The organism is Streptomyces sp. Ac-502 (assembly GCF_045222935.1).
Taxonomy (GTDB): Bacteria; Actinomycetota; Actinomycetes; order Streptomycetales; family Streptomycetaceae; genus Streptomyces; species Streptomyces monomycini.
Genome location: NZ_JBHFFO010000001.1, coordinates 2299898 through 2319207, shown reverse-complemented (window position 1 = coordinate 2319207; position 19310 = coordinate 2299898). Strand labels below are relative to the sequence as shown.

Below are 19310 nucleotides of genomic sequence, written 5' to 3'. Positions count from 1 at the left end.
TACCGAACCAGCGCCTATCAGTAGGCGGTGCTCGCCGGCCAGCAGCCCAAGGGACACGCCCCGCCCGGAAGGGCGAAGACCTTGTATTGGTCGACTGCAAGAGCCGCATGACCAGCGGCACAACTCACCGGCATGCGGTGGAGCGCGCGGCGGTGCGCGCTCATCTCCAGCTCACCGCGTGGACCTGCCTTCCTGTCTTCTATGTGTTCGACGATCTGGGCGTGCTCAGCGCTCATGACGTGCTGGCACACGGCCGGAACGGACCACGGACGGTACGGGGGCGGGCACGGCCTACTACCTGATCAGTACTGCGGTCGCTGTGCCGTTTCGATGCCGTCTTCGGCGTACACGAACACCGTGACCACCTGAGCACTGCTGCTTGACGAGCAGTGCTCATTCGTCTCACCGGCCCCGGGTGCCTGCCGTGAAAGGGAAGCGCATCGCCTGCTGAAGGGCTTCGATGCGGGCACGCCGTAGATAGCACAGCCCTCCCGCAAGGCTTCTGCGGGAGGAGGGAAGTGGGCGGCGCTTCAGTGAGTCGCGAGACGGGAGGAAGAGCCGCGTACCCCGGAGCTGGGGTGGCGGAAAGCGTACACGATGCCGCAGGCCGTGCTGCATCGCTCGGCTTCATACACGGGGGCGATACGCGCGTCCCGGGATGCGGCACGCAAGCGGTTCCGGATCTTTCTTACTCGACGGCTGCCAGATGCTCGCGCAGTGCTGCTTCGATGGCCGCGATGTCGCCGGCTGCTGGGAGCTCCCAGTGGGATTCATCTCCGGCTTCCAGTGCGGCTTCGCTGCTGAAGCGGATGAGGTCCGGGGAAGGGATGAAGGTGTCGCGCAGCCAGTGGGCGATGTGGGCGGCGTCGGTGGGTGATGCGTCAGTGAGGGTGATGCAGCCGCACTCTTCGACGGGGAGGGTGGCGATTCCGCGCAGTCCGGCGTTGTCCGGGGTCGCTACTTCGAATTCGAGGTAGCTGCCTCCCCGGAAGCTGGTGGGCATGAGACGTGTGAAGGCGTCGGGGAAGGCTCGTTCCAGGGCGGACCGGAAGCCGTCGAAGGTCATGTGCCAGGCGTTGGCCCGGTCGGTGGGCGGGTAGAAGAGGAAGGTGGCGCGGCGGTCGTTGCTCATCTTCAAGTCCCTGCGGTCTTACGGTACGTACCGTGTGGTTCCCTTCACGCCGCTCATGGCCATCATGCTCTGCCAGTACGCGGATGATTCCCGGTCGTTCGTAATGATCTCAAGGCCGCGCAGCTGGGTGTTGCGCGGGTCATTCATGGCTTCGTGGTAGCGGACCAGCTCGTTCTCGTCCTTGGGATACATGGCGTCGCGGCGCGGATCGAACTTGACGTTACCGCGGTCGTCGGTCTTCACGGGGGTGCCGAGGGTGGCGTCGACCGCGTCCAGGCTGCGGAAGGTCTTCTTGCAGTCGGGTTCCCGGACGTACTTGGCTTCCACCGCGTAGCCGTCGGCGGGGCGCAGGCCGTCGACCATGAGGCCCTTGCCGCTCCTGCCGGTTGCCTCGGGCGGCAAGGGAACTTCCCGTTCGGGATAGCCGGCGACGCGAAGCTGGTAGGCGTTGTCCGAGTTGCTGGCGTTCCCGCCGCCGGCGAAGCCTCCGGCAGGCAGCGAGTGCATCCACGAGCGGAAGTTCGCTTGTTCGGCCGGGGTGAGCAGGTTGGGGTGTGCCGGGGGGATGGGGTCGCGATAGGGGATGCCGGGGTCGGTGCCCTGCGCCATGATTTGCTGGATCGAGCCTGTTCCGGAGGCCGAGGCGAGCAGCACCGGTACCGGCAGCCTGATGCCTCCGCCGGGCAGCAGAGGCGGTCGGGGGCGTCGTCCCCGCCCGGGAGGCGTACTCGGGCCTGGGCGGCGTCCAGGCTGTGGGCGACGGCGCCGAGCTGATGTATCCGGGGGTCGCCGAGTACAGCGTCGTTGAGCCCTCCGTCGTAGCCGTTGCCGCCCAGGATCGGCTGCTCCCAGGGCAGGTCGATACGGAAGAAGTCCGCATTGTGGGCGGCGATGTCGGCAAGCGCGTTCTTGATGTGCCCGGAGTAGGCTTCGCACGCATTGGCCAGCTGGGTGCACGCACCGACCAGGTTCGCGACCAGAGGCTCGTCCGCCTGTGCCTGGGAAGGCGGGGAGCCTGTCCCGATGCAGCGCTTGAAGTAGCGCTGGAAGCTGTCGGCAGCTGCCCCGGTGTGGCTGGCCCGTACCGTGGTCGCACACGCCTGGGCCTCGCCGAGGAACCGTTCCATCAGTTTTGCGGCGTGCCGCCATGAGGCGGCAGCGCCCTGGGCCTTTTCGGCGGAACCCCGGTAGCGGTCGCCGCCACCGGGCGCGAACTGGTCATACCACGCGGTGTCGCCGACGACCTCGGGCAGTTCCTGGCCCAGGCCCAGGAAGCGGGAGGTGCAGCCCTTGGACGGGTCGCCCATGCCGTTGGTCGCGTCCCCCTGCTTCCCGAGCAGTTCGGCACTGATCCGGCTTTCGGTGGCCATGTAGGCGCGGGCGCTGCGCATCAGGCCGGCACCGGTGGCGCCCATGACGTAGGAGCTGTAGCCGATCTGGTCCAGGGTGGTGGCTGCGGCCGGCTTGTAGACCGTGGCGAAGGCGTGGCCGGCGTCGTCGTCTCCGGCCATCCCCTGCTGGTCCTGCAGTTCACCGGCGAGGCCGATGGCGGTATCGCGGACGCCCCGCATGACGTCCATCATCGCCATCGACGCCTTGATCATGTCCCCGGTGTGCACTTCGAAGCTACCCACACCTGCTCCCGGGCCCGTAGTTGCTGAGCAGACTCAGTTCTATCGCAGGTGATCAAGAGAGACGCGTCTGGGGGGCGCTGATCGGCCACTACGGCGACGGCCGCTCCCGCATCTGCTCGCGTTCTTCGAGGAGACGTCGAGTCATGTTCAGGAGCCGCCCGTACCGGCCGTCGCGCTGCAGTACCGGAATCCACTGCGCGTCCACCCAGCCCATAACGCCTGCCTCCCGGAACCCGCCGCCAGCCGTGCCGTCCTCGTCCACCCGCCGGCGGGCGCGGCGCCATCACTCGAAGGGGCCGGACCGTCGTAACGGAGTCCCGGCGCGAAGTTGTGACGCTGCCGGTCGGAGCCGCAAGCCGTGCGCCCGTCGTTCTGACGGACGCACCGGGGGTATGAGGGGGACAGCCTGTCACCCTCAAGCGCCGCGGCATCCTGATGAGCCACCTGCCGATACCCATGGCCACGATCCCCCAGGGCATGAGGATGCTCCGGCTACCAGCCGATCTTCGAGGTGTCGCGAAAATCTCCAGGCGATCCCCTGAAGTAGCCGTGGCTAGCCTCTTTGTCAGTCCCGACAAGTAGCCGGGGAAGGGCAGGGGGTTTCGTTCTTCGGTGAAGGATGCGGGGCGAGACATGGCGGAGATCAAGCAGGTCACGCTGAAGAACGTCATTGCCGCGCCGTGGTACGACTCCCGCAGTCACAGAGGAGCGCATGGCCCGTAGCGCCCACATCCTCAGCCACTACCGATGGGCCAGCGGCGACTGCTTCCGGTACGCCTCCTGCGACGTGCCCGCGACGCCCCTGGAAGAGGTGTCCACGCCATCGGTGACATCTACCGCATCAAGGCGTGTCAGCCGTGCGTCCTTGAGAGGGAAGAGGAGCGCCGCCGCCATGCCCAGCGTCACGGCCTGCCGTACCGCCCGGGCGCGTTGGGCGGGCCATACTCGCCGTAGACGCGACGCCCGCCGCCCCCGGCCTCTCGGCGGGGGCGGTTTCGTTGCGTAGAGGCGCTGGTGGCGACGCAGTTTTCCAGGGAGCACACAGGGAGATCCGCAGTCCAGGGAGCACCCAGGGAGGCGTAGAGATCTCACCGCGTCTCAATGCGTCTCTCTGGTTCGCACGCCGTCACCGCAGGTGAGAAGTGCGTGATGATTGAGGACAGGCATAACCCCTGGTGCACATCAAGCATGTAGCGAGTTCGAGAAGATCTGGCTCCGGACCAAGCGCAAGAACGCCGAGGGCAAGGTCGTCAGCGGCACCGGCGGCATCTGTTACGTCTACTTCCCCACCGAGGTCACCGCCGTCCAGCGGCACGCCTTGGCCACGGCCGGCATCTGCTGAACCCGCCCCTCCGTCCCCCGTCCGGCTCCCGAACGCCGATCCGGAGCCCGCCCGCGGTCTACCGGCCGGGCGACTCCTGTGGCGCAATGGACCGGGCGGGGCCGAAGGGGCCCCTGATATCGAGAGTTGGGGGAGTGGCAGCATATGTCCGTCGTGGTGTGTTCACTGCTCTGGGACGCGGAGAAGCACGGGGCCGGATCGCAGAAGATCTCGTACGACAGCGACGGGTACCACCTCGTGCGCTTTCCGTACGGGGCGGGCGACGAGTCGTACGACCCGTGGAAGATGCACGACCCGGCCAACGGGGGCGGTACGCCGTCAACGTTCCCGGACGCCAGGTCGGGCCTGATCTGGCCCAGCCACGAGGGCTGGGCAATGCTGTCCGCGATGGTCTTCTGGGCCGCGGACGACCGTCCGAACGAATACCGGGCACGCTTCGTCCGCGACCCGCTCGGCCCCGGCTACGACTCGACGGGAACCACGGACACGTGGAAGACCGGGGGAGGCCAGTACAAGACGTACCTGTGGCAGATGTTCGTGCACCCGGGAACCCCCGTCGGCCTGAAAATCTCCGCCCGCGGCTCCGGCGACACCAAGGTGCCCGCCGCGATCACACACGCCCAGTTCAAGCTGGCGATTCATACGGAGGTGCTGCGGCCGTAGGTGGGAGCCGGGGCGGCGGGTGTCCGGCGGTCAGCCGGCGAGGGTCAGGGTGGGGCGGAGGCCGTCGGGGCGTTCGGTTACCGGGATGTGGTCTACGGGGAGGTAGGTGCAGCCCAGGGCCGTGGCTCCGCCGTCCGCTGTGCGGTCGTCGCCCACCATCAGGACGTTCGTGGGGGTCAGGCCCAGTTCCTCGCAGGCGATCTCGAACAGTCGTGGGTCGGGCTTCTGGATGCCGTGTTCGTACGACAGGACGTAGCTGTCGACGAAGCGGTCGAGGCCGTATGCGCGGAGCACCGGACGCAGGTCCCAGCCGATGTTGCTGACTACGCCGGTGCGGATGCCGCGCCGCCGTAGTTCGGACAGGACCTCGGCGGCGTCCGGGTACGGTGCCCACGCGGCAGGTGTCATGTGGCGTTCGTACAGTGCGTCGTACAACGCGTCGTCGGGCAGGGGTACTTGCCGGGCCAACCCGGTGTAGAGCTCGCGGTGCCGGTCGGCGCTGCGGTCCCGTACTTCCCAGAGGGCGGTCAGGCCGGGCGGCATGTGCTCCGGCGATGAACCGCCGGGCAGGGCGCCGGCTCGGCTCAGCTCCGCCGCGAGGCGGGCCACCTCCTCCTCCGCGAGGTCCGTCCCGGTCTCGTCCAGCACCGCCCGCAGCCAGCTCTCCGGCGATTCGATGCGCAGCAGCGTTCCGGAGAAGTCGAAGAGCACACCCTTGATCGTCATAGGACCATCCTGTCGCGTCGGCGGCCCGCCGTCATCGCGGCGTCCCGTATCGGTGGGCGTACCCGGCCGCCGCGGCCGCCACCAGTGCCCCGCCCAGCAGCCAGCCGCCGAGCACGTCGGTGGCCCAGTGGACCCCCAGGTAGACGCGGGTGAGCCCGACACCGGCCACGGAGACGCCGACCAGCACCGCGGCCGCCCACAACCACCGCCGACGGGCCCCGGACAGCCGCAACAGCCACAGTGCCAGACCGCCTGCCACCGCCGCCGTCATGGCGTGGCCGGAGGGGAAGGCCGCGTAGTGCGCGGAATCGACGGGGTCCGGCCACTCGGGGCGCTGTCGGCCCACGAGAGCCTTCAACACCTGCTGCAACGCCGTCCCCACGGCTGCTGTGACGGCCACCCAGCAGCCCAGTACCCACTGCCTGCGGCGCAGCAGCGCGATGACCGCGACGGCCAGGAGAGTCCGCAGGGTCCACGGGTCCCACACCCAGTCGGAGAAGACCTTGTTGACGGAGGTCAGACCGGGCGCCGTGACGGCCGTGCGGTGCAGGGACGTGGCGATGCCGTGGTCGAGGGCGAGCAGCGGGCTCCAGCGGGCGGCCACCAGGGTGAGGAGGGTGATGAAGGGGAGGAGAAGGAGGAGGGTGAGGAGAGTGAGGCGGATGGGGCGGTGTGGGGAGGAGGGCGGCTTGTTGGGGGCGGGGCGATTGGCGGGAGTGGGGGGCATGGGGGAATCCTCGCGGAGGCGCGCGGGGTGGGGCCAGGGAGTCTCCGTACGGGGGTGTGTTCGTACGGCAGCGCGTGCCCGGTCGCGTACGCCCGAACCGCCTCGGTACGCCGGTGCGCTCACGCCCCCGCGCTCACGCCCCCGCGCCCGTACCCCCTCGGCGCGCTCCTCGACCCTCGCGCCTCGACCCTCGCGCCGAGCCCCTCAGTACGTCAGCGCGCTCAGCCCCGGTACGAAGGTCACTAGGACCGGGAGCACCGGGACGAGGGCCGCGACGGCCGTCATGCGCAGACGGCGGCCGGGGGTGAAGCGCGGAGCCGGGGCGAGGAGGCGGTGGACGCGGTGGGGGAGCTGGGCGCACTGGGCGGGGCAAGGGCCGAACACCCCGCGGTCCTCGTTGAGTCCGACCAGGGCCAGGGCGATCGTCAGCCGGCCGAAGCGGCGCGACGCCACGTCGTCGGCGGCCAGTTCGACCAGCCGGTGCACCTGGTCGCGGAACGCGGCGAAGACCGGGACCTGCGGGAATCCGACGGCGAGCGCCGAGGCGCAGTACAGCAGCACGTCGTGGCGGGCCCGTGCGTGGCCCTGCTCGTGGGCGATCAGCGCGTCGAGCTGACGGCCTTTCAGGCGGCGCAACGCCGAGGTGGTGACGACCAGTTGAGGCGTCGCGCCGTGCAGCCGCCACGCTTCGGGCCGGTCGCCTTCGAGGACCACGAGCCGGTCGCCCGAGGGCTCCTCGCCGGGCAGCAGCGGGGAGCGCCGCAGCAGGTCGGCGCGCCGCAGCCGCCGCCGTGCGCGGGCGCCGCGCACCTCGCGGGTGAGCATGACGGCCGTCCACGCGCCGCCGCCCGCCAGTATCGCGGCCAGTACGCCGGACCACGGGCCGTACTCCTTGAGGGCGTACGCCTCGACGACGACACGCGGCGCATGGCCGAAGAGGTGGCTGCGTACGGCTTCCCACGCGGCGGCGCCGAAGAGGGACATGGCGAGGGCGCAGCACAGCAGTACGGTGGCGACCACGCACTGCCACACCCACAGGGCGAGCACCGGTTCGCGGTCGGGCCAGTCGGCGCGGGCCATCAGGCGCGGCGCCGTCGCCGCGACCAGCGCGCCGAGCATCATCAGCGCGAGAGGGACCATCATGGCGTCAGCCTATGAGCGCGCGGTCCGCGCGAGGTGCGATACCGCCCCGGAAGTGACGTATACCACGACGTCCGGGACTCAGAGGGTCAGCAGCATCGCGAACATACCGATGCCCATCGCGACCCGGCACGCTCCCACGACCTCCGGCCAGGAGGCTCGCGCCGGGGCTTTCGTGGCGCTGTCCGCCGCGCCGGGAGCGGCTGCCGGTGCCAGCCGTACGCCGGCGGCGACGACGTACACGGCGTAGTACGCCAGTAGCAGCACCGTGAACAGCGGAAGGCCGCCAGGGCCCGTCGATCCCATGTGCCCCACGGGCCCCGCGTGCGCCGCGTGTCCACCGCCGCCGGGCCCGCCGCCGGGGGCGGACACCATCGCCAGGGACATGTAGACCATCGCCGCCGCGCCCACCGCGTGGTGCGGATGCCTGCGCAGCAGCGCCCACAGGCCGGCGGCGCCGAAGACGGCCGCGAACACCCAGGGGGTCCAGGGCGGCTGCACCACGGCCGTGGCGGGCACGGCCATCGCCGCCATGCCCAGCCCCATCAGCGCCTCCCCGCGCGCTTCCCGTCGCTGCACGGCCGTACCGCGCCGTACGCTCGACAGGCAGTACGCGCCTGCCCCGGCACACAGCAGCACCAGCAGCCAGCCGACCCATGGCGGTCCGTGCACGGCGTCCTCCCCGAGAGCCCGTACGGCGGTCGCACGCGGGAGACGCGCGCGGCGCGGCGTCGTGCGGCCCGGTACAGCGGCATCGTGCCCCGGGGGCGGCTCGCGGACGCCCGCAGGAAACCCGGCATCGGGAGCGCACGGGCGCACAGCGGGGAGCATGCGCGGGGAGGGCCGCGGCGGCAGGCCGGGGCCGCCTGGGTCAGATGCCGGGCCGGTACCGCAGCGGGTGATCCGCCGGAACCTCGGTCAGCACGATGCGGTGGCCGTCCGGGTCCGCGATCCACATCTCGATCAGGCCCCACGGCTCCTTCACCGGAGGACGCAGGATCTGCACTCCACGGGCCGCCAGCTCCTCGTGTGCCGCGGCGGCGTCGGCGACCTGGAGCCAGAGTTGGAGCGTGGCCGTAGGGGGCTCGGGGAGCGGCCGGAGACCTCCAGGAAGCCGCCGCCGAGGAAGTAGACCGTTCCGCGCTCGGGGCCGGTACCGAATTCGCGGTAGACCTCCAGGCCCAGCGCGCTGCCGTAGAACTCCCGCGACCGCTCGGGGTCGGACGGCCGCACCAGCACCCTGCTGCTCAGTACATGCACCATGCTGCGGACCCTACGCCTCAGGGCGGGCTGGGTGGTGGCCCGGTGCCTCTTGTTAGCCTCCGGTACGGCCGTACCGTGCGGCGCCCCGGCGCCGGCGCCCGTACGCCGCGCCGCACGCCACCCTGAGAGGACACCCGCCGATGCCGACCGTCGAGCTGACCTACAGAACCGCCACCGAAGCCGACGTCCCGGCGGTCGTCGAGCTGATCGAGTCCGCCTACCGCGGCGACGCGAGCCGGGCCGGCTGGACCACCGAGGCGGACCTGCTGGAAGGCCAGCGCACCGACCCGGAGGGGGTCACGGCCGTCGTGCGCGACGCGGGCAGCCGGCTGCTGCTCGCCGAGAACGCGGGGGAGATCGTCGCCTGCTGCCAGCTCGAACACCGCGGCGACCACGTGTACTTCGGAATGTTCGCGGTCCGGCCCGGGCTCCAGGGCGGCGGCTTCGGCAAGGTCATCATGGCCGAGGCGGAGCGCACCGCACGCGCCGAGTGGGACGCGGCCGAGATGCGGATGACGGTCATCCGGCAGCGGGACGAGCTGATCGCCTGGTACGAGCGGCGCGGTTACCGGCGTACCGGCACGATGTTCCCGTTCCCGTACGGCGACGAGCGGTTCGGCATCCCGCAGCGCGCGGACCTGGAGTTCGAGCTGCTGGTCAAGACGCTCGACTGAGGCGCCGGGCGGGCCGCCCGTACCGCGACAGCCCGCCCGTACCGCCCACCCTGCGGCGGCCCGCCCGCGCCGCGCCGCCGCCCCGGGCCTCAGGCCGTGAACCGCACCGCCCGCCGGATCTCGGGGAAGTCGGTCACCACGCCGTCCAGCCCCAGGCCGCGGCTGAGCCGGAGCTGGTCGTGGGTGTTGACGGTCCAGCCGAGCACGCGCAGCCCCGCGGTGTGGGCCCGTTCCACCAGCTCCAGGGTCAGCCTGCGGATGTCGAGGGAGAGCGCCGAGGCGCCCACGGCCCGCGCGCGGTCCACCACGTCGATGCCGTAGTCCTCGGCGACCAGCGCGGTCCGTACGCCGGGCAGCAGCCGGGCGACCGTGGCCAGCGCCTCGTCGTGGAAGGAGATCACCTCGACCCGGGCGGTCAGGTCGCGGGCGCGCAGCACGTCGGCGAGCGCCCGGGCGGCGGCCGCGTCCTTGATCTCGGCCTGGAGCGGCGCCCGTACCGCGTCCACGATCTCCTCGAACACCGGGACCCGCTCGCCGTCGCCGGCGTCCAGTTCGCGCAGCTCGGCCAGGGTGCGGTCGGCGACCGGCCCGGTCCCGTCGGTCGTGCGGTCCACGTCCGCGTCGTGCATGACCACGAGCGCGCCGTCCTTGCTCAGGTGCAGGTCCAGCTCGATGACGTCGAGACCCTCGCGTTCGGCCCGGACGAACGAGCGCAGGGTGTTCTCCGGTTCGACGCCCATCATCCCGCGGTGTCCGATGGTGAGAAAGGACAAGGCTGCCTCGTTTCTGTCGGGGGTGCCGGCAGACCGGTACCGGCCGTGGGCCCCGGCTGCCGGACCGGTGCCGAGCGCGGGCCCACCGGCTGCGCTTTCGAAACGGCGCACAGCCTAACGGGCGCCCGGAACGCCGGAATCGATGTCGGACAGCGCTCCGACGTGGCCGGAACGGGGACTTGTCAGGTCTGCCGCCGCACCCGACGGCGGCGGGAAACCGGGGTGGCGTCGGGGCTCGCGGCGGCCGGCGGCGTGGCGAGGGGCGTGCGCCGGGGTGTCGCGCCCCTCCGGCCGGGGACTTCCGCCCGGAATGCGGCTCACTCGTGCGTGGGCGAGTCCTCCGTACGCTGACGCGGTGGGCCGACGGGACGCTTCGGAAGGGTGCGGGGCGGCCGGGACGGCCCGTACGGCGGGCCGTGGCGACAGGGGAGTGGCAGGAACCGGTCAAGCCCGCGCCGTGGGCGCCGCGGTGCGGGGGAGGTGCCGTATCGCAGCCCTTCGGCACCGAGGCCCAGTTGGCGGGCCCGGGCGCCGGGCGTGCGCGGTGGTCCGTACGGGACGGAGCCGTACGGGAGCGGCGCGGCGGGCGGACGGGAATCGGCCGGATCCACCCGCTCGCCATAGGGCGGCCACCGCGCCCGCCGGCCCGCCCGGGGCGTCGGGCGAACGTTCCAGCGGGCGCGCTGTTCCGGATGGGGCGAGTGTTGAGGGGTACGTACTGATACGTGTTGCTACGCACTGGAGGAAGCACGGCAGGCACACGTCAGACAGGCAGAAAGTCCAGCCTCCTCCCGAGTGGACAGGAAAAAGAAGCGTGACCATGGGGGTTTAGCGAAAGATTTTTTCCTGCGGCTCTTGAGGTCATGGAGGGGCCGTGGATACCGTGTCCGCACAACAGGATCTCCTGCCGGAGGGTAGTCATGACGGAAATTCTTTCGCCTGTGGGTGCCCCGGGGGCATCGGGACCGCAGAGCGTGTGGTCGCGCATCCGGCGTGGCCGGTGCTCAAGGACGCCATCGAGGCCATCCGCCCGTGGCAGTCCAAGGATGGCTCGGTCGACCTCGACGCCGAGGGCGCGCCCGCCGCCGACGAGGTCCGGCGTGAGGTCGAGCGCGCCATCTCGGCCATCGAGGAGCTGGCGCCGCTGCTCCCGCACGACGCCGCCTACCACCTGGCGCTCGTGTCCGACCTGCGCCGCTGGGCCGACGGCGGCTTCGCCGTGCCCGACTTCCTGGACTCGCTGCTGGCCTTCCAGCCCGCGCGGGAGCGCGTCGACGGCCTCCAGCACCTGGTCGTTTTCCCCATGTACACGCAGAACGGCAATCCGGACCGCAACTTCGAGGCGGTCGTGCTGCGCATGGTCTGGCCCGAGTGGCTGGCGGAGCTGGAGCGCACCCGTTATGACAACCCGCTGTTCTGCGGCATCACCTTCGAGGACTTCACCGCCGGGTACGACACCAACTCCGCCGTCCTCTTCCCGGAGACCATCGCCGTGCGCGAGGCGCCCGAGCGCTTCACCTGGGGCGGCATCTTCTGCGACCGGGAGGCCGCCCGCTTCCGCCGGGTCAGCGAGGCCGCCGTCGAGACGCTGGGCGTCGAACTGCCCGCCGACATCCGCGAGATGCTCGCCGACCAGGACCGCTGCCAGCAGGCGTTCGTGCTCTGGGACATGGTGCACGACCGCACCCACAGCCACGGCGACCTGCCGTTCGACCCCTTCATGATCAAGCAGCGGCAGCCGTTCTGGATGTACGGCCTGGAGGAGCTGCGCTGCGACCTGACCGCCTTCAAGGAGGCCGTCAAGCTGGAGGCCGAGGGCTTCCGCCAGGCCCGCGACGTGCAGTACGCGGTGATCTTCGACCGGATGTTCCGCTTCCCCGTCACCGGTGACCGGGTGCGCAACTACGACGGCCTCGGCGGCCAGCTGCTCTTCGCCTACCTGCACAGGCACGACGTCGTACGCTGGACGGACAACACCCTCCACATCGACTGGGAGCGCGCCCCGCAGGTCACCAACCAGCTGTGCGGCGAGATCGAGAAGCTCTACCGGGACGGCATCGACCGCCCCAAGCTGGTCCACTGGTTCGCCGCCTACGACCTCGTCTCCACCTACCTCGCCCCGCACCCCGGCTCCGTCTGGGCCAAGGGCCCCGACGCGCTCGACCTCGACAAGCCGCCGCGCAAGCTGGTCGACGACGTCCTGCCGGACGAGTTTCCGCTGAGCATGTTCTACGAGGCCCTCGCCAAGAAACTGCGCGGCGTGATCGCCTCCACCAAGGGCATCACGGCCGACAGCGACGTACTGGCGGCAGTGTGAGCGCCGGCGGTACACAGGGCACGCCGGAGCACGAGGAGACGAGGAACATGAGTACTGCGACGAACGGCCAGGGACCACTGGAAGGCGCGGTCATCGCGGTGGCCGGGGCGGCGGGTCCCGCGGGGCGGGCGACGCTGCTGCGGCTCGCCGAGGCGGGGGCGACCGTGGTCGCCGCCGACGCGGACGCCGCGCGGCTGGCGGAGGCCGTGGACGCCGCGCGGTACGCGCACGGCGGCGCCACCGTCACCGGCGACACCGTGGACCTGCTGGACCTGGACGCGACCCGCGGCTGGGCCGACCGTACGGAGAAGGAGTTCCGCCGGATCGACGGCCTGGTGCACCTGGTCGGCGGCTGGCGCGGCTCCGCGTCCTTCGCGGAGACCGACCTCGCGGACTGGGACCTGCTGGAGAAGCTGCTCATCCGTACGGTCCAGCACACCTCGCTGGCCTTCCAGGGCCCGCTGGAGCGGTCCGGGAACGGCCGGTATCTGCTGGTCAGCGCGGCGGGCGCGAGCAAGCCGACCGCCGGGAACGCCGCGTACGCCGCCTCCAAGGCGGCCGCCGAGGCGTGGACGCTGGCCCTCGGCGACGCCTTCCGCAAGGCGGGGGAGAGGACGGCCCCAAGGCGGCGGCTGCCATCTTGGTGGTCAAGGCGCTCGTCAACGAACAGATGCGCGCCGAGCGCCCGAATGCCAAGTTCGCGGGCTTCACGGACGTCAAGGACCTGGCCCAGGCCGTCAGTGGCGTCTGGGAGCGGCCCGCCCAGGAAGTGAATGGACAGCGTCTGTGGCTGACCCCCGAAGCGTGACCGCACGGCAGACCGACGCCCGGCGGCGCCACGACCCGGCGGTACGCGGCTTCGCCAGCGACAACTACGCCGGCGCCCACCCGGAGGTGCTGGCGGCGATCGCCCTCGCCAACGGCGGCCACCAGGTCGCCTACGGCGAGGACGAGTACACCGAAGCCCTCCAGCGGACGGTCCGCAGCCACTTCGGGCAGACCGCCGAGGCGTTCCCGGTCTTCAACGGCACCGGCGCCAACGTCGTCGCCCTCCAGGCGATGACCGACCGCTGGGGCGCGGTGATCTGCGCGGACACCGCGCACATCCACGTGGACGAGTGCGGCGCCCCGGAGCGGGTCGGCGGCCTGAAGCTGCTGACCGTACCGACCGAGGACGGCAAGCTCACCCCGGAGCTGATCGACCGCGAGGCGTACGGCTGGGACGACGAGCACCGCGCGATGCCGCAGATCGTCTCGATCGCCCAGAACACCGAGCTGGGCACGGTCTACACCCCCGACGAGGTGCGGGCCATCTGCGAGCACGCCCACGAGCGCGACATGCTGGTGCACATGGACGGGGCGCGGATAGCCAACGCGGCCGCGTCGCTGGACGTGCCGATGCGGGCGTTCACGAACGCGGTCGGCGTGGACGTGCTCTCCCTGGGCGGCACGAAGAACGGGGCGCTGTTCGGCGAGGCCGTGGTGGTCGTCAATCCGGACGCGGTGCGGGCGATGAAGCACGTACGCAAGATGTCCATGCAGCTCGCCTCCAAGATGCGTTTCATATCCGTGCAGTTGGAAGCGCTGCTCACGCGTGACCTCTGGCTGCGCAACGCCCGGCACGCCAACAGCATGGCCCAGCGGCTCGCCGCCGGCGTCCGTGAGGTGGACGGCGTGGAGATCCTCTATCCCGTCCAGGCCAACGCCGTCTTCGCGCGTCTGCCGCACGACGTCACCGAACGGCTCCAGAAGCGCTACCGCTTCTACTTCTGGGACGAGGCCGCGGGCGACGTCCGCTGGATGTGCTCCTTCGACACGACGGAGGAGGACGTGGACGGCCTGCTGACCGCCCTGCGCGAGGAGATGGGCCGCTAGCCCACGCGCGCCATGTGGCTGTAGTCGTATAACCATGCGCTCGACCGGAAAGATACTGCTGTCCGGCCGGGCGCATGGCTACGCTCGCGGTTCATGGCGCTGATCCAGTACGACCCCGACATCTCCGCTTACCTGGCAGCCGACGCGGCCATCGATCACGAGCACGCGATCGTCCGCGACACCGCGCGGCGGCTGCGCGCTTCGACCCCGGGCGACGCATCTCATACGCCGAGGCGGCGTTCACGTACGTCCGCGACGCGATCCCGCACAGCGCGGACTCCGGTGACCCGCGGGTCACCTGGCGCGCCTCCGACGTCCCGGAACAGCGCACCGGCATCTGCTTCGCCAAAGCACACGCCCTGGCGGCCCTGACCTGTCGGCCCCCGAACTCTCCCGTCAGATCGCCATCCTGGAGAAGGAGGGCATGGTCGAGGTCGCCAAACTCCGCGTCCGGCGCGTCGCCGTCACCCATGTCCGCCTCTCCGACAGCGGCCGGGAACGCTTCGCCGCATACCTGGGGCATCTGCACGCGATCGTGCACGGCGAGAACTGACCGTCGCGGGTCCCGGCCGACGGATATGCGAACGGGGCCTTCGGCGTCGAAGGCCCCGCTGCGCTCACTGACTCTGGGGAAGGTCCTGGCCGGGTCGGCCGGCCAGGACGAACGCGGCCGCGTCACGGTCGGCGAAGTACAGGGGTACGACGTCCGGCCGAGCCCGCCTGGACCGCCGGGCGCTCCGGGCGGCCTTCGACGGTGGTGACAGGGGCGGCTTCCTAGACGGTCGCCCCCGGCGCAGGAGCCGTGCCGCCGAGGTGGGCCGGGACCCACCAGGTGTCTTCCGGGCCCTTGGGGCGGACCGGGTACGCGCGCTGTGCTGCTTCCAGGAGGTCCTGCACGCGGGAGCGCAGCCGGTCGGTGATCTTCTCGGTCTGCTCGTCCGGGGAGGCCTCGACCGGCTCGCCGACCCGGATGGTGATGGGGAAGTGGTTGCGGCCCAGGTCACGCTTGTGGCCCTTGGTCCACAGGCGCTGGGTGCCCCACAGGGCCATCGGCAGCAGCGGTACGCCCGCCTCCTGCGCCAGCCGGGCCGCGCCCGACTTGAAGGTCTTCAGGGTGAAGGACTCCGAGATCGTCGCTTCCGGGAAGACGCCGATGATCTCGCCGCCGCGCAGGGCGGTCAGCGCGTGCTTGTAGGCGTGCACGCCCTGCGTGCGGTCCACCGGGATGTGCTTCATCGCGCGCATCAGCGGGCCCGACACCTTGTGCCGGAAGACCGACTCCTTGGCCATGAAGCGCACCAGGCGCTTGGCGGGGCGGGCGGCCAGCCCGCAGAAGATGAAATCCAGGTATCCGATGTGGTTGCTCACCAGGACCGCGCCGCCGCGCCGGGGATGTTGTCGGCCCCGGCGATGTCGAACTTCAGGTCGAGCGCCTTGAACGCCGCGCGGGCGGCGCCGATGACGGGCGGGTAGACGAGCTCTGCCATGTCGGGGACCCCTTTTCTGTGCCTGGGGAGGGTTCTCCCGGCGAAGAAGTTACGCAGCCGTAAGTATGCGGCTTTCGGGAGATCGTGCCCGATCGGCGGCCCAGGGGCTACCGTACGGGACCCCGCTGCCGGGAGATTCTCGTCACGTGGCGGTCACCACATGCGGTTGCCCCGTGCGGCAGAAGGTACACCTCGCCCGCGCGGACGACGGGAATGAATCCGGCCCCGCGGGCGCTGCACCGGTCGACGACAGGACCGATGGTGCGCGGCGCCGCGCCCGTGCGACGGGCATCGCGGTGTGCCGCGCACCGCCGCTACGAGAGGGTGACGGGTGCGAGGGCAGGACGTGGGGACGCGGCTGGGCGCCGCCGAGGTCGGCGCCGGACTGGGGGAGCGGGCCACGCTCGTCCAGTTCTCCAGCGCCTTCTGCCAGCCCTGCCGGGCCACCCGGCGCACCCTGGCCGAGGTGGCCGCCATGGTGGACGGCGTGGCGCACGTCGAGATCGACGCGGAGGCGCACCTGGACCTGGTGCGGACGCTGCGGATCGAGCGCACGCCCACGGTGCTGGTGCTCGACGGGGACGGCGCGGTGGTGTGCCGGGCCGCCGGACAGCCTCGCAAGGCCGATGTCATCGCCGCTCTGGGGGCCGCGGTCCGTGATTGATCTCCCAGATGCCCGGCGTCACTTGACTGCCCGGCACACGCATCGTCAGGGTGACGTCATGCGGTCAGGCACCCTCCTTCGCGCACGCGCGTACGCGGACCTCCGGCGCACCGTTCGGGTGCGCTGTCCCGGCGCGTGAGCAGCGACGACTTCGGCCGCGCCGGCGACGGCGCCGCTCCGGCCCGTACACCACGGCAGAAGGACACCTCCATGACGGCATCAGCCGCCCTCGGTACGCCCCGTTCCGCCACTCCCGACCTGCTGCGCTCCGTCTTCCGGCAGCACGCGGCGGGTGTCGCCGTGATCACCGCGCCGGGTGCCCGCCCGGTCGGCTTCACCGCCACCTCCGTGACCTCGGTGGCCGCCGACCCGCCGCTGCTGTCCTTCGGTATCAGCACCGGTTCCTCCAGCTGGGCCACGGTCGCCGAGGCCGAGCACGTCGGCGTGCACATACTGGGCGAGCACCAGCGGGAGCTGGCCGCCACCTTCGCGCGGAGCGGCGCCGACCGCTTCGCCGCGCCGACTTCCTGGCGCCCCGGCCCGTACGGCGTGCCGTTGCTGGACGGTGTGCTGGCCTGGCTGGTCTGCGAGGTGGTGGCCCGGGTGCCCGCCGGCGACCACCGGATCGTGCTCGGCCAGGTCGTCGAGGGCGACCCCGAGGGGTACGCCGGCACGGCGGGCCGCAGCCGCCCGCTCCTCTACCACGAGGGCCGCTTCAACGCCCTGCGCGACTGAGCCCGCGCCGGTGCGCGCCGGGCGGTCGTCTCAACGCTCCGCGCACCCTGCCGGTTCCGACCGCGCGCCTCGTCCACCCCATCGGTGTCCGTTGGCAACGTCACAGTTCAACGGCCTTGCTTCCGGGGAATGGGGTGGATGTACTGGCGAGTAATATTTCGGTGGGCGCGGGAGACCCGTCCGACCGGAAGCCGCCCCAACAGGCGCCTATGCTGCCAGCACAAGGCAGTTCGGAAGAGTCGAAGCAGGTAGGAGAGCCGGCGTGAGCCTGAGGATCGTTGTCTGTGTGAAGTACGTGCCCGACGCCACCGGCGACCGGCACTTCGCCGAGGACCTGACCGTCGACCGCGACGACGTGGACGGCCTGCTCTCGGAGCTCGACGAGTACGCGGTCGAGCAGGCCCTGCAGATCAAGGAAGCCGCCGACGGCGACGCGGAGATCACGGTCCTGACCGTCGGCCCCGAGGACGCCAACGACGCGCTGCGCAAGGCCCTGTCCATGGGTGCCGACAAGGGCGTGCACGTCGAGGACGACGACCTGCACGGCACCGACGCGCTCGGCACCTCCCTGGTCCTTGCCAAGGCCGTCGAGAAGACCGGCTACGACCTGGTCGTCTGCGGCATGGCCTCCACCGACGGCACCATGGGCGTACTGCCCGCGCTGCTCGCCGAGCGCCTGGGCGTGCCGCAGGTGACCCAGCTGTCCGAGGTCTCCGTCGACGGCGGTGTCGTCAAGGGCCGCCGGGACGGGGACACCGCCACCGAGCACCTGGAGGCGTCGCTGCCGGCCGTCGTGTCGGTCACCGACCAGTCGGGCGAGGCCCGTTACCCCTCCTTCAAGGGCATCATGGCCGCCAAGAAGAAGCCGGTGGAGTCCCTGGAGCTGGACGACCTGGACATCGAGGCGGACGAGGTCGGCCTGGCGGGCGCCTGGACCAAGGTCGAGGAAGCGGCCGAGCGTCCCGCCCGTACCGCGGGCACGATCGTCAAGGACGAGGGCGAGGGCGGCAAGCAGCTCGCCGAGTTCCTCGCGGGCCAGAAGTTCATCTGAGCCCCCGGAAACCCGTCCGCACCACCGCCCTCACTTTTCCCGCAGGAGAGCAATCCCATGGCTGAAGTCCTTGTCTACGTCGACCACGTGGACGGCGCCGTCCGCAAGCCCACCCTCGAACTGCTCACCCTCGCCCGCCGCATCGGCGAGCCGGTCGCCGTGCACCTCGGCCCCGGCGCCGACACCGCCGCCGCGACGCTCGCCGAGCACGGCGCGGTCAAGGTCCTGACCGCCGACGCGCCGGAGTTCGCCGACTACCTGGTCGCGCCGAAGGTCGACGCGCTCCAGGCCGCGTACGAGGCCGTCTCCCCGGCCGCGGTGCTGCTGCCGTCCTCCACCGAGGGCAAGGAGATCGGTGCCCGCCTCGCGGTCCGCATCGGCTCCGGCATCATCACCGACGCCGTCGACCTGGAGGCCGGCGACGAGGGCCCGGTGGCCACCCAGTCCGTCTTCGCGGCCTCGTACACCACCAAGTCCCGCATCACCAAGGGCACCCCGGTCATCACCGTCAAGCCCAACTCCGCCGCCCCGGAGGCCGCGCCGGCCGCCGGTACGGTCGAGCAGCTCGCGGTGACCGTCGCCGACGCCTCCAAGGGCACCAAGGTCGTCTCGCGCACCCCGCGCGAGTCCACCGGCCGCCCGGACCTGACCGAGGCCGCGATCGTGGTCTCCGGTGGCCGCGGCGTCAACGGCGCCGAGAACTTCCCGGTCATCGAGGCGCTCGCCGACTCGCTCGGCGCGGCCGTCGGCGCCTCGCGCGCCGCGGTGGACGCGGGCTGGTACCCGCACACCAACCAGGTCGGCCAGACCGGCAAGTCGGTCTCGCCGCAGCTGTACATCGCGGCGGGCATCTCCGGCGCGATCCAGCACCGCGCCGGTATGCAGACCTCGAAGACCATCGTCGCCATCAACAAGGACGCCGAGGCGCCGATCTTCGACCTGGTCGACTACGGCGTGGTCGGCGACCTGTTCGAGGTCGTTCCGGCCCTCACCGACGAGGTCAAGACCCGCAAGGGCTGACCCCGCGGGGCGCGGCGGGTCCGTGCCGCGCCGCCCGTGCCGAACCGAGGGCCCGTACGCAGCCGCGTACGGGCCCTCGGCCTGTCA

Annotated in this window: 17 protein-coding genes and 5 pseudogenes; 13 read left to right on the top strand and 9 right to left on the bottom strand. The window is 71.2% G+C overall.

Going from position 1 to position 19310, the window contains the following annotated elements; translation table 11 throughout:
• Positions 1–688: 688 nt before the first annotated feature.
• Both ACEXOX_RS10390 and ACEXOX_RS10385 read right to left on the bottom strand, forming a co-directional pair.
• Positions 689–1132, bottom strand: coding sequence for a hypothetical protein (locus tag ACEXOX_RS10390; protein WP_406520081.1), 444 nt, complete (start codon positions 1130–1132; stop codon positions 689–691).
• 18 nt (positions 1133–1150) lie between these two features.
• Positions 1151–1639 carry a restriction endonuclease fold toxin-2 domain-containing protein gene (locus ACEXOX_RS10385; protein ID WP_406526291.1) on the bottom strand — a complete coding sequence of 163 codons (489 nt, stop codon included), beginning with the start codon at positions 1637–1639 and terminating at the stop codon, positions 1151–1153.
• Between the two features lie 245 nt (positions 1640–1884).
• Between ACEXOX_RS10385 and ACEXOX_RS10380 the strand changes: the two genes are divergently transcribed.
• From ACEXOX_RS10380 to ACEXOX_RS10370, 3 genes and pseudogenes are all read left to right on the top strand, one after another.
• Positions 1885–2283 carry a hypothetical protein gene (locus ACEXOX_RS10380; protein ID WP_406520080.1) on the top strand — a complete coding sequence of 133 codons (399 nt, stop codon included), beginning with the start codon at positions 1885–1887 and terminating at the stop codon, positions 2281–2283.
• 1678 nt (positions 2284–3961) lie between these two features.
• Positions 3962–4108, top strand: a pseudogene (locus ACEXOX_RS10375) (peptidase C39 family protein); the annotation flags it as partial.
• 144 nt (positions 4109–4252) lie between these two features.
• On the top strand, positions 4253–4771 hold the full coding sequence (locus ACEXOX_RS10370) for a hypothetical protein (protein WP_406520079.1): 519 nt from the start codon (positions 4253–4255) through the stop codon (positions 4769–4771).
• A 30-nt stretch (positions 4772–4801) separates the two neighbouring features.
• Here the strand turns inward: ACEXOX_RS10370 and ACEXOX_RS10365 are convergent, their stop codons facing one another.
• The 5 genes and pseudogenes from ACEXOX_RS10365 to ACEXOX_RS10345 form a co-directional block, all read right to left on the bottom strand.
• Entirely contained in the window at positions 4802–5497 is a 696-nt protein-coding gene (locus tag ACEXOX_RS10365) for an HAD family hydrolase (RefSeq protein ID WP_406520077.1), read from the bottom strand.
• A gap of 31 nt (positions 5498–5528) precedes the next feature.
• Complete coding sequence (locus ACEXOX_RS10360) at positions 5529–6224, bottom strand: phosphatase PAP2 family protein (RefSeq protein WP_406520076.1); 696 nt, start codon at positions 6222–6224, stop codon at positions 5529–5531.
• Positions 6225–6428: 204 nt separating this feature from the next.
• Positions 6429–7367, bottom strand: coding sequence for a M56 family metallopeptidase (locus tag ACEXOX_RS10355; protein ID WP_406520075.1), 939 nt, complete (start codon positions 7365–7367; stop codon positions 6429–6431).
• Positions 7368–7445: 78 nt separating this feature from the next.
• Positions 7446–8036 carry a DUF5134 domain-containing protein gene (locus ACEXOX_RS10350; RefSeq protein WP_406520074.1) on the bottom strand — a complete coding sequence of 197 codons (591 nt, stop codon included), beginning with the start codon at positions 8034–8036 and terminating at the stop codon, positions 7446–7448.
• Positions 8037–8235: 199 nt separating this feature from the next.
• A pseudogene (locus tag ACEXOX_RS10345) lies at positions 8236–8627 on the bottom strand (VOC family protein).
• Positions 8628–8767: 140 nt separating this feature from the next.
• Between ACEXOX_RS10345 and ACEXOX_RS10340 the strand changes: the two are divergent.
• The gene (locus tag ACEXOX_RS10340; protein WP_406520073.1) at positions 8768–9301 is read left to right on the top strand and encodes a GNAT family N-acetyltransferase; all 534 of its coding nucleotides are present in this window, start codon (positions 8768–8770) and stop codon (positions 9299–9301) included.
• Positions 9302–9390: 89 nt separating this feature from the next.
• Here the strand turns inward: ACEXOX_RS10340 and ACEXOX_RS10335 are convergent, their stop codons facing one another.
• Positions 9391–10074 carry a glycerophosphodiester phosphodiesterase gene (locus ACEXOX_RS10335; protein WP_406520072.1) on the bottom strand — a complete coding sequence of 228 codons (684 nt, stop codon included), beginning with the start codon at positions 10072–10074 and terminating at the stop codon, positions 9391–9393.
• Positions 10075–11050: 976 nt separating this feature from the next.
• Here ACEXOX_RS10335 and ACEXOX_RS10330 point away from each other — a divergent pair.
• The 5 genes and pseudogenes from ACEXOX_RS10330 (at position 11051) to ACEXOX_RS10310 (ending at position 14819) form a co-directional block, all read left to right on the top strand.
• Positions 11051–12391 (top strand): DUF6421 family protein, encoded by a 1341-nt coding sequence (locus tag ACEXOX_RS10330; protein ID WP_406520071.1) that lies wholly within the window; start codon positions 11051–11053, stop codon positions 12389–12391.
• A gap of 47 nt (positions 12392–12438) precedes the next feature.
• Positions 12439–13199 (top strand): annotated as a pseudogene (locus tag ACEXOX_RS10325) (SDR family NAD(P)-dependent oxidoreductase).
• Positions 13196–14266 carry a threonine aldolase family protein gene (locus tag ACEXOX_RS10320; protein WP_406520070.1) on the top strand — a complete coding sequence of 357 codons (1071 nt, stop codon included), beginning with the start codon at positions 13196–13198 and terminating at the stop codon, positions 14264–14266. Before ACEXOX_RS10325 ends, ACEXOX_RS10320 begins: the two are co-directional and overlap by 4 nt.
• 93 nt (positions 14267–14359) lie before the next feature.
• Positions 14360–14637 (top strand): annotated as a pseudogene (locus ACEXOX_RS10315) (transglutaminase); the annotation flags it as partial.
• On the top strand, positions 14565–14819 hold the full coding sequence (locus ACEXOX_RS10310) for a transcriptional regulator (protein WP_406526290.1): 255 nt from the start codon (positions 14565–14567) through the stop codon (positions 14817–14819). The pseudogene ACEXOX_RS10315 and the gene ACEXOX_RS10310, both read left to right, overlap by 73 nt.
• A gap of 221 nt (positions 14820–15040) precedes the next feature.
• Here ACEXOX_RS10310 and ACEXOX_RS10305 read toward each other — a convergent pair.
• Positions 15041–15753: pseudogene (locus ACEXOX_RS10305) on the bottom strand (lysophospholipid acyltransferase family protein).
• Positions 15754–16084: 331 nt separating this feature from the next.
• Between ACEXOX_RS10305 and ACEXOX_RS10300 the strand changes: the two are divergent.
• From ACEXOX_RS10300 to ACEXOX_RS10285, 4 genes are all read left to right on the top strand, one after another.
• Positions 16085–16417, top strand: a complete 333-nt coding sequence (locus ACEXOX_RS10300; protein WP_406520069.1) for a thioredoxin family protein — start codon at positions 16085–16087, stop codon at positions 16415–16417.
• A 210-nt stretch (positions 16418–16627) separates the two neighbouring features.
• Entirely contained in the window at positions 16628–17152 is a 525-nt protein-coding gene (locus tag ACEXOX_RS10295; protein WP_030017773.1) for a flavin reductase family protein, read from the top strand.
• Between the two features lie 262 nt (positions 17153–17414).
• Positions 17415–18203, top strand: a complete 789-nt coding sequence (locus tag ACEXOX_RS10290) for an electron transfer flavoprotein subunit beta/FixA family protein (RefSeq protein ID WP_406520068.1) — start codon at positions 17415–17417, stop codon at positions 18201–18203.
• 57 nt (positions 18204–18260) lie between these two features.
• Positions 18261–19223, top strand: coding sequence for an electron transfer flavoprotein subunit alpha/FixB family protein (locus tag ACEXOX_RS10285; RefSeq protein ID WP_030017771.1), 963 nt, complete (start codon positions 18261–18263; stop codon positions 19221–19223).
• Positions 19224–19310: the final 87 nt, after the last annotated feature.